This window comes from Pseudoalteromonas sp. JC3 (assembly GCF_030291895.1).
In the GTDB taxonomy this organism is placed as follows: Bacteria; Pseudomonadota; Gammaproteobacteria; order Enterobacterales; family Alteromonadaceae; genus Pseudoalteromonas.
In genome coordinates this window covers 3,700,386-3,715,267 of sequence record NZ_CP127855.1, presented here as the reverse complement: position 1 = coordinate 3,715,267, position 14,882 = coordinate 3,700,386, and the positions used below count along the sequence as shown (strand labels likewise).

General features: G+C 44.9%; 12 protein-coding genes. 3 read left to right on the top strand and 9 right to left on the bottom strand.

Annotated elements, in window-relative coordinates; translation table 11 throughout:
- The first annotated feature begins 41 nt into the window (after positions 1-41).
- Positions 42-1,604: a serine hydrolase gene (locus tag QSH61_RS16170; RefSeq protein WP_174170606.1), complete on the top strand. Its 1,563-nt coding sequence runs from the start codon at positions 42-44 to the stop codon at positions 1,602-1,604.
- 104 nt (positions 1,605-1,708) lie between these two features.
- Positions 1,709-2,629 (top strand): histone deacetylase family protein, encoded by a 921-nt coding sequence (locus QSH61_RS16165; RefSeq protein ID WP_206473674.1) that lies wholly within the window; start codon positions 1,709-1,711, stop codon positions 2,627-2,629.
- Here QSH61_RS16165 and QSH61_RS16160 read toward each other — a convergent pair.
- On the bottom strand, positions 2,621-2,920 hold the full coding sequence (locus tag QSH61_RS16160; RefSeq protein WP_102057555.1) for a DUF4144 family protein: 300 nt from the start codon (positions 2,918-2,920) through the stop codon (positions 2,621-2,623). The genes QSH61_RS16165 and QSH61_RS16160 overlap by 9 nt on opposite strands.
- A 76-nt stretch (positions 2,921-2,996) precedes the next feature.
- Between QSH61_RS16160 and QSH61_RS16155 the strand changes: the two genes are divergently transcribed.
- Complete coding sequence (locus tag QSH61_RS16155; RefSeq protein ID WP_206473675.1) at positions 2,997-5,513, top strand: EAL domain-containing protein; 2,517 nt, start codon at positions 2,997-2,999, stop codon at positions 5,511-5,513.
- Here QSH61_RS16155 and QSH61_RS16150 read toward each other — a convergent pair.
- The 8 genes from QSH61_RS16150 to rpoD all read right to left on the bottom strand — a co-directional run bounded on the left by QSH61_RS16150 (position 5,486) and on the right by rpoD (position 14,858).
- A complete protein-coding gene (locus QSH61_RS16150) occupies positions 5,486-6,307 on the bottom strand; it encodes a DUF2797 domain-containing protein (protein WP_206473677.1) in 822 nt (273 codons plus the stop codon). The genes QSH61_RS16155 and QSH61_RS16150 overlap by 28 nt on opposite strands.
- A gap of 114 nt (positions 6,308-6,421) precedes the next feature.
- Positions 6,422-7,705, bottom strand: coding sequence for a phosphoribosylamine--glycine ligase (purD, locus tag QSH61_RS16145; RefSeq protein ID WP_206473679.1), 1,284 nt, complete (start codon positions 7,703-7,705; stop codon positions 6,422-6,424).
- Positions 7,706-7,720: 15 nt separating this feature from the next.
- Positions 7,721-8,557, bottom strand: coding sequence for a class I SAM-dependent methyltransferase (locus QSH61_RS16140; protein ID WP_102057551.1), 837 nt, complete (start codon positions 8,555-8,557; stop codon positions 7,721-7,723).
- Positions 8,558-8,657: 100 nt separating this feature from the next.
- Positions 8,658-10,244, bottom strand: coding sequence for a bifunctional phosphoribosylaminoimidazolecarboxamide formyltransferase/IMP cyclohydrolase (gene purH / locus QSH61_RS16135; protein WP_174170610.1), 1,587 nt, complete (start codon positions 10,242-10,244; stop codon positions 8,658-8,660).
- A gap of 211 nt (positions 10,245-10,455) precedes the next feature.
- A complete protein-coding gene (gene fis, locus QSH61_RS16130) occupies positions 10,456-10,746 on the bottom strand; it encodes a DNA-binding transcriptional regulator Fis (protein ID WP_010374122.1) in 291 nt (96 codons plus the stop codon).
- A 45-nt stretch (positions 10,747-10,791) separates the two neighbouring features.
- Positions 10,792-11,757, bottom strand: coding sequence for a tRNA dihydrouridine synthase DusB (gene dusB / locus QSH61_RS16125; protein WP_010374120.1), 966 nt, complete (start codon positions 11,755-11,757; stop codon positions 10,792-10,794).
- A 303-nt stretch (positions 11,758-12,060) separates the two neighbouring features.
- Positions 12,061-12,933 carry a 50S ribosomal protein L11 methyltransferase gene (gene prmA / locus QSH61_RS16120; protein ID WP_010607189.1) on the bottom strand — a complete coding sequence of 291 codons (873 nt, stop codon included), beginning with the start codon at positions 12,931-12,933 and terminating at the stop codon, positions 12,061-12,063.
- A 74-nt stretch (positions 12,934-13,007) separates the two neighbouring features.
- Complete coding sequence (gene rpoD, locus QSH61_RS16115) at positions 13,008-14,858, bottom strand: RNA polymerase sigma factor RpoD (protein ID WP_010607190.1); 1,851 nt, start codon at positions 14,856-14,858, stop codon at positions 13,008-13,010.
- Positions 14,859-14,882: the final 24 nt, after the last annotated feature.

Sequence of the window (14,882 nt, the reverse complement as noted above, 5' to 3'; positions counted from 1 at the left end):
TAACATCATGATTGGTTGTGGCAAAAAACCAAGGAAAAATAATGAAAATAAAACAATGGCTATTAACCTCAGGCCTAGTTGCTGCGAGTTTTCTTAGTGCACAGGCAAGCGCGGCAGTAAACCAACAGGATGTTGAAACTGCGGTAAAAAGCGCAATGACAAAGTTTAATATTCCAGGTTTGGCAATTGGTATTGTAGAAGATGGTAAGGTTGTGATGACCAAGGGCTTCGGGGTGACGCATTTAAATAAGCCAACTAAGGTCAATGCGGATACCTTGTTTGGTATTGCATCCAACACCAAAGCTTTCACGGCAGCAGCGCTGGCGATGTTAATTGATCAAGGCAAACTGAGTTGGGATGACAAAGTCATTAAACATATTCCAGAATTTAAGCTTTACGATAGTTATGTTACTCAAGAGATGACTATCCGAGATTTATTAAGTCATCGAAGTGGATTGGGCCTTGGGGCAGGCGATCTTATGATCTGGCCTGATACTGATAAAACCATGCCAGAATTGCTAGCTGGTATTTCACATCTCAAACCTGATTCAAGTTTCCGTAGCCATTACGCTTATAACAATTTGATGTTTGTTGTTGCAGGAGAAGTCGTAAGCCGAGTCAGTGGCAAAGATTGGCGCGATTTTGTTGAGCAGGAAATGTTTACTAAGCTGGATATGGATGACTCAAAGGCTGGATTCTCTCGGATCCAGGCTAACAATCGTAATTGGGCGACTGGCCATATTCCGATGGATGGCAAACTTACGCCGTTCTTTGTTAATTACCTAGAAGATTTCCGTGGTGCTGGTGCCATTGCGTCTAACGTGGATGACATGACCAAGTGGTTACAAACTCAGCTTGAAGGTGGTCGCTTACCTTCTGGCGAGCAGCTATTTAGCCAAGAGCAACAAGTGCAAATGTGGCATCCACACATTACGCGTATTCCCGCAGCAAAAGCCGCAGAAGTATACCACCAACAGTTTAGAGGGTACGGCCTTGGCTGGGCGGTAGAAGACTACTTTGGTTATAAAAAGGTAGGTCACGGCGGTGGGATTTTAGGTATGGTGTCGCAAGTTGCGATGATCCCAGAGAAAAAACTGGGTGTGGTGGTCTTATCAAACCAACAAAAATACCCCGCACTTTCCGCGATTATCAATGAAGTGTTTGAAGATGCGCTTGGCCTAGAAGATAAAGACTGGGTGCAGATCATCGCCGATGATTACTTTAAGGCGCAGCAAGATAAATACGCTAAAGCTGGGATAATCGAAGTTGCAAAACCACAGCCTGCTTTACCATTAAACAACTACACGGGAACACTAAATAGCGCTTGGTATGGCGATGTGGTAGTGGAAAAGCTCGATAAGGAACTGCGCATTGATTTTACGCACACGAAGCGCCTAAAGGGGAAACTTGAGCACCTAACCGGTAACACCTTTGTGGTACGTTGGGATGAGCCATTACTTGAAGCAGATGCTTACATCAATTTTGTGATGGGTAAATCACAACGGGTTGAGTCTGCTGCGATGGAATTTGTTAATCCGGAAATAACCGACTTTAGTTTCGATTTCCATAACTTGGATTTAAAGGCGAAAGAAATCCAGCATTAAGATATACCAAAGTATCAAAGCCACAATTATGTGGCTTTGATATAGTGAAAGGATAGCTACTTAAATCAACCTCGTCGCAAACTAACATAGGATGTATATTCGTTATGCATACTGCAATTATTACTCATCCATATTGCCGCAAGCATAAAATGACCGAGGAACATCCTGAGTGTCCTGCGAGGTTAGATGCGATATCTGACAGGTTGCTAGCGTCTGGACTTGATATCGCCATTGAACACAAAACGGCGCTGAAAGCCGATACGTCACACTATGCATTGGTTCATGATCAAGCCATGATCAAAGAAGTAATGGATAAAATCCCTAATGAAGGGTTAACCGAGTTAGACGGCGATACTTGGCTTTGTCCTGATTCTATGAAAGCGATTGAACGCGCTGTTGGCGCAGGAATACTGGCGGTGGACGAAGTAGTTACTGGTAAACTTGATGCTGCATTTTGTTCTGTTAGACCTCCTGGGCACCACGCCAATCAAAGCACTTCATCGGGATTTTGTGTCTTTAATAATGTTGCCATTGCTGCCGCTTATGCCAAGACGAAGGGTGTAGAGCGGGTAGCTATATTGGACATCGATGTACATCATGGTAATGGCACACAAGATATTTTCAAAGACGATCATAGCGTGTTACTTTGCTCTTTGTTTCAACACCCTTTTTATCCAAATACCGCGATTGAGAATCATCAAACGCTAATCAATTCCCCGTTGAGTGCAGGAGCGGATGGCACAGACTTAAAAGCCTTGGTGGAGCAACAATGGTTGCCTAAGCTGCAATCATTTAAACCTCAGCTCATTTTTATCAGTGCGGGGTTTGACGGTCATTTAGAAGATGATATGGGCGGACTCAAGTTTGTTGAACAAGATTACCAGTGGTTTACTGAGCAAGTGGTTGAGTTTGCAAACTCATCGGACTGTTTGGGGATTATTTCCTACTTAGAAGGGGGCTATGATCTTTCTTCTTTAGGCCGCAGCGCCGTGACACATATCAAAGCGCTGGTCGGGTTAGCTTAGACTTAATAAATCAAAAGCCTGCTGAGTATTGCTCAGTTGGATTTTGCTGACGCAACATTGGCCTTCGTCAACGAGATATTGTTGCACTAATTCGGTTAAATATTTCAAATCAATACACTGCACGGGCGCACCGTGTACGTTGCTGCAGCAATCGTTTGGGTATACTAGAATTAACCGTTTGAGTGACGCATCATCGAGCAGATGCGTTGCATCCCCTAGTGCTTTTTCATCTTCGATAAACTCTATACTTTGGTCTAATACCAGCAATAAAGGATAGGTTTTTATCGCCATAATTTGTTCTTGGTCAAGTTATCAAAAGTGTCGCCCAGTATACTTCAAATTGGAACAATATTGCGAGAGTGTGCTTATGGTTGGTGATTCACGTCAGTTACAGATCAAAGAAGTATTTACCAATAGCTTGTTATGTTGCGATGAGCAAACCAGTCTATATGATGCGGTTGCGCAAATGCGAACGAGCAGAGTGAGCTCGATCTTTATTACCCGTGCCGATGACATTATTGGTATCTGGACTGAGTCGGATTGCGTTAAGCTCAACTTTAACGACCCTGATTTTGCTCAGGTGCCGATCCGGGAAGTGATGACTACACCGGTGCAAAAAATTCAAATTGATAAAACCTTGAGCGAGGCGACGGTCAAGTTCCACCAACTAGGGATCCGTCACTTACTCGTGGTGGACTCGGATAATCTGCCTTGTGGTGTGGTCTCTTTATCCGATATTGTGCGCAGCCAAGGGCTCGACCATTATTTACATTTTAGACCAATTGAGCAGCACTTTGACTCGAGCATTGTGATTTTAGACAGTGAAGACTGCGTCTCTGATGTTATCAATAATATGCGTGAGCTTAAGCTGACCGCTGTGCTGGTGTATAACCGTGAATTAAATGAGTATGGCATTATTACTCAGCGCGATATTGCGTATATTATTCTCAACCCTGATTGGCGTCAGCCTTGCTGGCAATTAGCTAGCTATCCGATGCTCTCCATGACGCCAAAAGACAGCCTATTCGATGCTTACCGGCTGATGACGGTAAACTCCATTCGCCATTTGGTGGTGGCTTCCCCAGACTCGCAACAAGTGATAGGGCTATTAGCGCTCAAAAATGTCCTGACTGAAATTGAAACTGCGTATTGTAGCGAGCTGGAAAAAGTCCTAGTACAACGTGATATTGCACTGCAAAAATCGGAGAAGAATCTTTATCTAGCTAACCGCATCATTGATGCTTCTCTCGATGGCATTATGATCACCAAAAGTTCAGGTGAAATAATCCAGATCAACCCAGCGTTTAGTGCGCTTACCGGCTACAAAGATTACGAAGTACTAGGGAAAAACCCAAGCATATTGAGCTCAGGGCTACATGATGAATGCTATTATCAGAGCATGTGGCAAACGCTCAGAGAAACAGGTGTGTGGCAGGGCGAGATCTGCAATCGTAAAAAGAGCGGTGAGATTTATGTTGAATGGCTTACGATTATTGAGATCAGAGAGCCGTACAGTGACGACATGCTCTACGCAGCCATTTTTAGTGACATTACGGAGCGTAAAAATGCTGAAGAAAAAATTGCTCGCTTAGCCTATTTTGATGAATTGACTGGGCTGCCTAATCGCCGCTTATTTTACGACAGACTCTCTATGGCATTGGCATCAGCGCACCGCTACAAGCAAAAACTCAGTGTGATGTTTATAGATTTAGACCGCTTTAAGGAAGTGAATGACTCTCTTGGCCACAGCGCCGGAGATGAATTATTGGTTCAGGTTAGCGAGCGGATAAAGTCTATTCTAAACGAAGGTGACACGTTAGCGCGACTTGGGGGCGACGAATTTGTTGTGCTACTGAGCGAAGTGAATGGCATGTCGGAGGTTATTGAGTTTGCCGACCAAATGTTGATGGCATTGTCGAGTCCATTTCAACTTGGTGATATGCAGGTGGCTGCGACGGCCTCGATGGGGGCTGCTATTTATCCCGAAGATGGTCATGACACGGAAACATTGCTTAAACACGCCGATGTTGCTATGTATCGCTCCAAAGAAGTAGGGCGCAACTCCTTTCAGTTATTCGAAGCTTCGATGAATGCACGTTCATTTGAACGTTTATCCATGCTAAGCCGTTTTCAGAATGCCTTAGAAAATGATGAGTTTGAACTGCATTTTCAACCCTTGCAGTGCTTAACCAGCAGTCGCATTTCCAGTGTTGAGTGTTTGCTGCGATGGCGCGACCCAAATCTTGGGATGATCTCACCGGCTCAATTTATTCCACTTGCAGAGGAACTTGGACTTATTATTCGCTTAGATCAGTGGGTAATAGATAAAGCCTGTCAGCACTTGGCTAAATGGCAACGCGCAGGTGTTGAGATTAGGCGCATGGCGATTAACATCTCGGCGTCTCATGTCACTCAAGGCGACCTTTATCAGTGTGTCGCGCAGGCATTAAAAAAGCATAACGTCGACGGTAAGTATCTTGAGCTTGAGCTTACCGAAAATAGCTTTATCGGTAATCTGCTTGAGGCTAAGTACACCTTGAAAAAGCTCAAGGAGCTGGGTGTGAAACTGGCGATTGATGACTTTGGTACTGGGTATTCTGCGCTCAGTTACTTGGCTAAACTGCCCATCGACATCCTAAAAATAGATGCTAGTTTTATTGCTAAGGTGCCCGATGAATATGGCAACAGCGAAATTGTTTCGGCAATTGTGGCGATGGCTAAGGCGCTCAACCTACAAGTTGTAGCTGAGGGCGTAGAAAAGCCTGTACAGAAACGTTACCTGCGCAAGCTTGGTTGTCATACAATCCAAGGTTACGTCTTCTGTAAGCCACTTACAGAAGACGATTGGCATGCATTTTATTCGTCAGAGAAGGTAATTTCGTAAGAAGTAAACTTACGAATATTGATCACGCCATTATCAAAAATAAGATATTGGCCTTTGATCCCTTCAAGCACGCCTGATACTACAGGGTCTTTATCAAAGTTAAACGAGCTGATTTTACTCGGGTGCTGCTCTACAGGGAAAGTGAGATCAACCACTTCTTCGTCCAGCACTTCAATGGCGGTTGCACCAAAGAGTTCAGCAAGTTCATCGAGCTTTGCTTGGATCTCGGGAATAAGCTTAGCGGCTTCTGCTTTGAGGTCTATTTCAGGATTGATGCCTTTGAGCATATTGCGCCAGTTAGTCTTATCGGCAATAAACTGAGCCAGTGCCACTTCCACTAATCCTGACTGGTGACGGGTCTGCACCTTAAAAATCGGCAGTGCTTGCGTTGCGCCTTGATCTATCCAACGTGTTGGGATCTGCGTATGACGAGTGATCCCAACTTTAAGACCTGAGGTATTGGCCAAATACACATAGTGCGGGATCATACAGTTCTCTTCGCCCCATAGGGGTTCACGACAGGTGCCTTGATCATAGTGGCAGGTCTCTGGCTTCATAATGCACATGTCGCAGCTAGCGAGTTTTCTCATACACACGAAGCAGTGCCCCTGCGAATAGCTCTTTTTGGTTTTTTTACCACAGCTACTGCAAAATATATTGCCGGTGAAGGTAAGGGTAACTGGTTTACCAAAGTATTCGTTGAGCGATACTAAGTTATCACCCACGGGTAATTGATATTGAATAGGTTCAACAAGCACTGACTTTAACTTGCTGAGTGTACCTTGTACTTGCATCTTTGCCCCTAAAAATGCTCATAAAAGGGTAGGATACCATTACAAACTTAGAAACGCAGTGTGTAAAAATGAAAAAGGCCAGCGTCGGGCTGGCCTTGCAAAGCTTAATGTGAATTAGCTTTCGCGTGCGATTGCACGATATGCGATATCTGTGCGGTACTCTACACCATCCCAGTGAATGTCTTTCACTAGAGAGTAGGCGCGTTTTTGCGCTTCGGTTACCGTGTGGCCAAGGGCCGTTGCACATAATACTCGACCACCAGAAGTGACTACATGCTCGCCATCTTGTTTAGTACCAGCATGGAACACTTTTTCACCTTCAGGATAGTTCACCTGAAGACCTGAGATAGCGTCACCCTTAGGGTAGTTCCCTGGGTAGCCACTAGCTGCAAGCACAACACCAACGGCAGCTCGCGGATCGAATTCGATCGATGTTTGATCAAGCTCTTCTCGGTTTGCCGCTTCAATCAGCTCAACTAAATCAGACTGAAGGCGCAACATGATAGGTTGTGTTTCTGGATCGCCAAAGCGGCAGTTATACTCGATAACTTTTGGTGTGCCGTCTGCTGTGATCATCAAACCAGCGTATAGAAAACCTGTATAAGGGTGACCTTCTTTCGCCATACCTTCAACCGTTGGATTGATCACTTCAGCCATGATGCGTTCATGAATATCTGGCGTGACTACAGGAGCTGGAGAGTATGCACCCATACCACCTGTGTTTGGGCCTTTATCACCATCGTATGCACGTTTGTGATCTTGGCTGGTGGCAAAAGGAAGTACATTTTTGCCGTCAACCATGACGATGAAAGAGGCTTCTTCACCTTCTAAAAACTCTTCAATAACCACACGACTGCCCGCTTCGCCAAAAGCGTTACCCGCAAGCATATCGCGGATTGCTTCTTCCGCTTCCGCTTCGGTCATTGCCACAATGACCCCTTTACCAGCAGCAAGCCCATCAGCCTTAACGACGATAGGTGCCCCTTGTGCTTTCAAGTAGGCAAGCGCAGGCTCAATCTCTTCAAACGTTTGATAAGCCGCTGTTGGAATATCATGACGTGCTAAAAAGTCTTTAGTAAACGACTTCGAACCTTCCAACTGCGCTGCCGCTTGAGTAGGTCCAAAAATAGCTAAGCCTTCTTCACGGAAACGGTCAACTACACCGATAACCAGTGGCGCTTCAGGGCCAACAATGGTTAATTGCACATTGTTTTCTTTAGCAAAGACGACCAAGGCATCGATATCTTCAACGCCGATAGCTACGTTTTCGAGTTTAGGCTCAAGCGCAGTACCTGCGTTACCAGGTGCTACAAAAACCGTTTTTACAGATGGGTTTTGTGCGGCTTTGAACGCAAGCGCATGCTCACGTCCACCGCTGCCAATGACTAGTACATTCATGGCGAAATTTTCCTATTAAAGCTTTTTGAATTTTAAGGTCATGCGGTCGCTTTCCCCAATCGCTTTATATTGCGCTGCTTTTTCATCACCTAGCGCTAAGCGAGGTGGCAGAGTCCAGACGCCTTTTGGGTGATTGGCGCTGTCTAGTGGGTTGGCGTTAATGTCGCTGCTTGCAACTAATTCAAACCCAGCTTGCTTGGCGATATCAACAACATAACTTTGCTTCATATAACCTGACGACTTTTGATCATCAAGTTGACGGTGCTCAGGTAGGCGGTGTTCAACCACACCTAAAATGCCACCAGGTTTCAGTGCCTTATTAAACGCGTTGAACGCGCTAAGTACACCTTCATCCCCTTTACCCATGTACCAGTTATGTACGTTACGGAAGGTAAGTACCACGTCTGCACTGCCTTGTGGCGCAATATTACTGTGCGTCACTGGTGCAAATTCCGTGATCTTTACTTCACTATAGTCTGGGTTGGTTGCTACTTTTTCTTTGTAGCCTTTTAATGAGCGTTGATAGTAGCCAACATCTGAATCAGCAGGGAAGTGCGCTGCATAATAGGTGCCTTGACCTTTAACCAGCGGCGCTAAAATCTCACTATACCAACCACCACCAGGTGCAATTTCTACCACGGTCATTGATGGCTCAATGCCAAAAAAAGCAAGCGTTTCACTTGGGTGGCGATATTGGTCTCGGGCTCTATTGCTCTCAGCTCGATTGTCGCTAGCAACGGCTTTTGCAATCGCGCTTGGTACTGCTTGGCTGGAGTTAGATTCTGTCGCGTTACAGCCCACTAAAGTGGTAAATACTGCAGCAGCGATAAGAGATTTCATACCTAGATTCATCGTTAGCTTCCTTCATTCTGTTATGATTATGCTGTAGCCAGAATACTGGAAATTAGCTGAAACAAAAAGCGCGAAACTCATAAGTTTCGCGCTTTATTGATTAATGGCGGAAGTGGCGCATGCCGGTAAACACCATTGCCATTCCCGCTTCATCAGCGGCGGCAATCACCTCTTCATCACGCATTGAACCACCCGGCTGAATTACCGCAGTGATACCCGCAGCCGCAGCGGCGTCAATGCCATCACGGAATGGGAAGAACGCATCAGAAGCCATCACAGAACCCGGAACTTCTAGGTTTTCGTCTGCGGCTTTGATCCCTGCGATTTTTGCAGAGTATACGCGGCTCATTTGGCCTGCGCCCACACCAATAGTCATGCCATCACGGGCGTAAACAATCGCGTTGGACTTAACAAATTTAGCGACTTTCCAGCAGAACAGTAGATCTTTTAGTTCTTGCTCTGTAGGTTGACGTTTTGAAACCACCTTAAGGTCGTCCAAACCAACCATACCTTGGTCACGATCTTGTACTAAGATACCGCCATTAACACGCTTAATATCAGTACCTGTGGTTTTGTTTGACCACTGACCACATTCTAGTAAACGTACATTTTGCTTCGCAGCAACGATTTGTGCGGCTTCTTCTGATACGCTAGGTGCGATGATAACTTCAACAAACTGACGCGCTACGATGGCTTCCGCCGTGTCGCCGTCTAGCTCTCGGTTAAAGGCGATGATACCACCGAAGGCAGAAGTTGGGTCGGTCTTAAACGCGCGGTCATAGGCGGCAAGAATGTTTTCATCTACCGCAACACCACAAGGGTTTGCGTGTTTTACGATAACACAAGCCGGCTTATCAAACTCTTTAACACACTCAAGTGCGGCATCGGTATCAGCGATATTGTTATAAGACAGCGCTTTACCTTGAAGTTGTTTAGCCGTCGCGACGGATGCTTCTTCAATGTTGTTTTCAACATAGAAAGCAGCGTCTTGATGCGAGTTTTCACCGTAACGCATATCTTGCTTCTTGGTGAATTGCATATTGATAGTGCGAGGGAATTTGGTTTCCTCTGCTGCTTCTTCCGTATAATCCGGAACCATTTTACCGAAGTAGTTGGCAATCATGCCGTCATACTGTGCGGTATGCTCGTAGGCCGCAATAGCAAGGTCGAAACGTGTCTTGTATGTTGTAGAGCCAGAGTTCGCCTTCATTTCTTCAATGACGCGGCTGTAGTCACTCGCATTTACAACAATGGTCACGTCTTTGTGGTTCTTAGCCGCAGCACGAACCATAGTTGGACCACCAATATCGATATTTTCGATTGCATCTTCTAGGCTACAGTCAGCTTTCGCAACAGTTTGTGCGAAGGGGTATAAGTTGACTACTACCATATCGATTGCTGAAATATTGTTTTCAGTCATGACGTCTTCGTCTTGACCGCGACGTCCTAAGATACCGCCGTGCACTTTTGGGTGAAGCGTTTTAACGCGACCATCCATGATTTCTGGGTGGCCAGTGTAATCAGATACTTCTGTTACTTTAATGCCGTTGTCTGCAAGTAGTTTGCAAGTACCGCCAGTTGATAAAATTTCTACGCCTTGAGCTGCAAGTGCTGTGGCGAATTCAACGATACCGGTTTTATCTGACACGCTTAGTAGGGCGCGACGAATTGGACGATGTATATCCATGATGGTTCAGGTTTCCTCAATGATTAGTTAAGGGCTAGCTTAGAGAGCCGGTATTTTAGCGCATTATTGTTAAGATGACGATGTTAAAAGGCGAGATAAACATGAGAAAAGTGCGATATGAAAAGGATAAATGTCCGCTAGCTGCTGAATTTTAAACAATAAAAAAGCACCCGAAGGTGCTTTTTTATCAACTAAATTTTACCAGCAGTGCTTAGTTCATGCCGTATTTTTTTAGCTTCTTGCGAAGTGTGCCACGGTTGATACCTAAAAGGATCGCTGCACGAGTCTGGTTACCACGAGTATAAGTCATAACCTCTTCAAGTAGAGGCGCTTCAAGCTCAGAAAGAACTAACTCATAAACGTCTTGTACGTCTTGACCATTAAGCTGCTTTAGGTAGTGATGTACAGCTTTTTTAACTGCATCGCGCAAAGGTTGCGGTTTCTCTTGTGACTGAACATGAGCGTTAGTAATAAATGGAGAAGTCACATTTTGTTCGAACATCGTTATGTCTCTTTCTTAGTTAGCCTGAAGGATGAATAAATTCATTCACCCTAATGTTTCAAAATAGTCTTCTAATGCCTCGATTTGCGCTTCTGGCGTCTCCAAGGCATTGAATACTCGCCTAAATTGACCTTCTTGGTCATGGGCCTGCAAATACCAAGATACATGCTTGCGTGCGATGCGCGCTCCCATTGGCTCACCATAGAATTGATGAAGATTTACTAAGTGCTCCATCAATATTGCTCGAACCTCTGCTATTTCAGGTTCTGGCAAATGTTCACCGGTTTGCAAATAGTGGTCTATTTCTCGGAAAATCCAAGGACGACCTTGGGCGGCTCGACCAATCATAATGGCATCTGCGCCCGTGTATTCCAGCACCTGCTTCGCTTTTTCAGGAGACGTAATGTCACCATTTGCTACTACAGGAATAGATACTGAACGTTTAATTTCTCTGATCGTGGCGTATTCAGCTTCGCCCTTATACATACATGCTCTTGTACGGCCATGCACGGCTAGCGAAGCAATGCCTCGACGTTCAGCTATGCGAGCAATCTCAACACCGTTACGATTGTCTGTGTCCCATCCTGTACGGATTTTTAACGACACAGGTACGTCAACGGCAGCAACCACAGCGGTGACGATTTCGTCAACCAACTCTGGATATTGCAACAATGCTGAGCCTGCAAGCTTCTTGTTCACTTTCTTAGCGGGGCAGCCCATATTGATATCTATGATCTGCGCACCGTTTGCGACATTAAATTGTGCTGCTTGCGCCATCAACTCAGGATCTGCTCCTGCGATTTGTACCGAGCGAATGCCCGATTCACCGCTGTGATCCATGCGATTTTGCGACTTATCGGTTTTCCACACTTTTGGATTTGAAGACAACATTTCTGATACCGCAAGCCCAGCACCTAGACGTCGACACAGTTGTCGAAACGGTCTGTCGGTGATCCCAGCCATTGGTGCTACGATAAGATTGTTTTCAAGTTGGTATGGACCAATACGCACTACAGTTTAATCCGCCTTACCTCAAGGGGCGCTAAGTTTACGGTTTTTTTCGCAAAAATCAAAGGTTATAAATTGAACATAATTGCTTTTTTTTTGAACTTTATGGGTTGACATTTGATAACAACCTGAGAGCCCAGATAATTTGCACGAAATTTATGCAAAAACAATTTTAAAGGTACAATTTGAGCCGAAAATTTAAGCTGTGAAAAATGCGTAAAGCCTGTTAATTACAGGCTTTACCAGTTAAAACTTACTAACTTTCATTGACTCGCTGATACTTTTGTCAGCGTTACGTTAGCAGCCTTATTTTTTCACACCGCTGACGCGCGTCCATTCACCCTGTTGAGCAATGTTGTCTAGCTTTAAAAATGGCGCATAAACATCCGCAACAGATTGCGCTTGCTCTTCTAAAATACCAGACATGGCGATGGCACCTTTGTCGCCCAAGAAGCCGAGAATGATTTCGTGTAGCTCTCTCAGCGGCTGTGCAAGAATATTAGCAACGACGATATCAGCACTGAATTGCGGCTGATTTTCAGGTAAATACACTTCTAGTTTATCTGCAACGCCATTGCGCTCGGCATTATCGCGGCTTGCGATAAGCGCTTGTGGATCGATATCAATACCAATCACACGCTCAGCGCCTAATTTGATTGCTGCGATGCCTAAAATCCCAGAGCCACAGCCAAAATCAACGACCGTTTTGCCGCTGAGGTCTTGTTGTTCTAGCCATTGCAGGCAAAGTGCGGTTGTGGCATGGGTACCAGTGCCAAATGCAAGACCAGGATCCAGTAGCACATTGACGGCATTGGGATCTGGCACATCACGCCAGCTTGGGCAAATCCATAATCTCTCGCCAAACTTAATTGGGTGGAAATTATCCATCCACTCGCGTTCCCAGTCTTTGTCTTCTAGCTGTTCAAGCTTGTAGTTTAACGGCTTGTCATATTGTGACTGGACAAAGTCAACGACTGCTTGCATATCATGATTCGCTTCAAATAAACCGATCACCGTTGTCTCAGGCCATAAGATGACTTCGCCAGGTTTTGGTTCGTAAACGGGATTGTTTTTACTATCCATGAATGTGACAGACGGACAACCGACATCCATAAGCATATCGCTTAACGCATCGGCATCGGCTTTATCTGAATAAATTCGGATTTGGATCCAAGCCATGTGTGTATACCTATTTAATCCAATTACTATAAAAAAGGCCGCTGAATAGCGGCCTTAATCTTATTTGCTACTTTTTAGCCCTTAACGTCTAAAAAGCTCTTTAATAGATCTGAGCGAGAAGGGTGGCGCAGCTTACGTAGTGCTTTAGCTTCAATCTGACGAATACGCTCACGTGTAACATCAAACTGTTTACCCACTTCTTCTAACGTGTGGTCTGTATTCATATCGATACCAAAACGCATACGTAGTACTTTAGCTTCACGAGCTGTAAGACCTGCGAGTACTTCGTTGGTCGCGCCACGAAGACTTTCCATCGTTGCTGAATCAATCGGCGACTCGATAGTTGTGTCTTCGATAAAGTCACCAAGATGTGAATCTTCATCATCACCAATTGGCGTCTCCATTGAGATTGGCTCTTTGGCGATCTTTAACACTTTGCGGATCTTGTCTTCAGGCATCATCATACGTTCTGCCAATTCTTCAGGACTTGGCTCTCGGCCCATTTCCTGTAGCATTTGACGAGAGATACGATTCAGTTTGTTGATTGTTTCAATCATATGCACTGGAATACGGATAGTTCTTGCCTGGTCCGCAATTGAGCGAGTAATCGCCTGACGGATCCACCACGTTGCGTATGTTGAAAACTTGTAACCACGACGGTATTCAAATTTATCAACCGCTTTCATCAGACCGATGTTACCTTCTTGGATTAGATCCAAGAACTGCAGACCACGGTTGGTATACTTTTTAGCGATTGAAATTACAAGACGTAAGTTCGCTTCAACCATTTCTTTCTTCGCACGGCGAGCTTTTGCTTCACCAATACTCATGCGACGGTTGATGTCTTTAATACGCTCAATGCTAAGACCAGTGCTATCTTCAAACGCTTTAAGCTTGTTAACACAACGCTCGATTTCAGGTTTTACTTCAGCAAGTTTTGCTGAGTGTTTTTCACCTGATGCAATTTCAGCATCGATCCATGCGGTATCGGTTTCGTTATTAGCAAAGTGCTTAACGAAAACCTTTTTTGGTACCTTGGCAATTTGAACTGCTTGTTTCATGATGATGCGTTCTTGAACACGCACTTTATCCATCATGTCGCGCATGTTATTTACCATGCGGTCAAATTGCTTAGGAACTAACTTGAAAGTACGGAAGTGATCGCCGATTTCCTGAATTGCAGCTTTCGCATCTGGGTGCGAGCGACCTTTACTTTCAAAAATTTCTCGCGCGGCATTGTACAGCGTACGAAGATGTTCAAAATGCTCGCGAGCTTCTTCAGGATCTGGGCCAGAATCGCCTTCTTCTGAGTCGTCATCGTCATCATCTTCATCATCATCTTCGTCATCCAAGTCTTCATCACTTAGCTCAGAACCGATGTGTGTTGCTGAAATTGGCGCTTCGTTTTCCTCGACAGCATTAGGATCAAAGAAACCAGAAACAATGTCGCTTAGGCGCATTTCTTCCGCTTCGTACTTGTCCCATTGTTCTAGAAGATAAGTAATGGCTTCAGGGTATTCTGCAACAGAAATCTGTACTTGGTTGATCCCTTCCTCGATACGCTTAGCGATTTGGATTTCGCCTTCACGAGTTAGAAGTTCAACCGTACCCATTTCACGCATGTACATACGAACAGGGTCAGTTGTGCGGCCAATTTCTTTTTCTACTGTTGCTAAAGCCGCAGCTGCTGCTTCCGCAGCATCCTCATCTGTTGTTGTTTCTTGCATCATCAACTCGTCAGCATCAGGCGCATTTTCAGAGACCTGAATACCCATATCGTTGATCATGCTGATGATATCTTCTACCTGATCTGAGTCTATGATGTCTTGTGGAAGATGATCGTTAACTTCTGCAAAAGTTAAATAACCTTGCTCTTTACCTTTCTGAATCAGAAGTTTGAGTTGTGACTGAGGAGATTGATCCATAGAGAAATTTGCTTCCACTCTGAA

Bases quoted from the DNA above. Each gene is read 5' to 3' on its own strand.
- QSH61_RS16170 (WP_174170606.1), top strand. From the start codon at position 42: ATGAAAATAAAACAATGGCTATTAACCTCAGGCCTAGTTGCTGCGAGT.
- QSH61_RS16165 (WP_206473674.1), top strand. From the start codon at position 1,709: ATGCATACTGCAATTATTACTCATCCATATTGCCGCAAGCATAAAATG.
- QSH61_RS16160 (WP_102057555.1), bottom strand. From the start codon at position 2,920: ATGGCGATAAAAACCTATCCTTTATTGCTGGTATTAGACCAAAGTATA.
- QSH61_RS16155 (WP_206473675.1), top strand. From the start codon at position 2,997: ATGGTTGGTGATTCACGTCAGTTACAGATCAAAGAAGTATTTACCAAT.
- QSH61_RS16150 (WP_206473677.1), bottom strand. From the start codon at position 6,307: ATGCAAGTACAAGGTACACTCAGCAAGTTAAAGTCAGTGCTTGTTGAA.
- purD (WP_206473679.1), bottom strand. From the start codon at position 7,705: ATGAATGTACTAGTCATTGGCAGCGGTGGACGTGAGCATGCGCTTGCG.
- QSH61_RS16140 (WP_102057551.1), bottom strand. From the start codon at position 8,557: ATGAATCTAGGTATGAAATCTCTTATCGCTGCTGCAGTATTTACCACT.
- purH (WP_174170610.1), bottom strand. From the start codon at position 10,244: ATGGATATACATCGTCCAATTCGTCGCGCCCTACTAAGCGTGTCAGAT.
- fis (WP_010374122.1), bottom strand. From the start codon at position 10,746: ATGTTCGAACAAAATGTGACTTCTCCATTTATTACTAACGCTCATGTT.
- prmA (WP_010607189.1), bottom strand. From the start codon at position 12,933: ATGGCTTGGATCCAAATCCGAATTTATTCAGATAAAGCCGATGCCGAT.
- rpoD (WP_010607190.1), bottom strand. From the start codon at position 14,858: ATGGATCAATCTCCTCAGTCACAACTCAAACTTCTGATTCAGAAAGGT.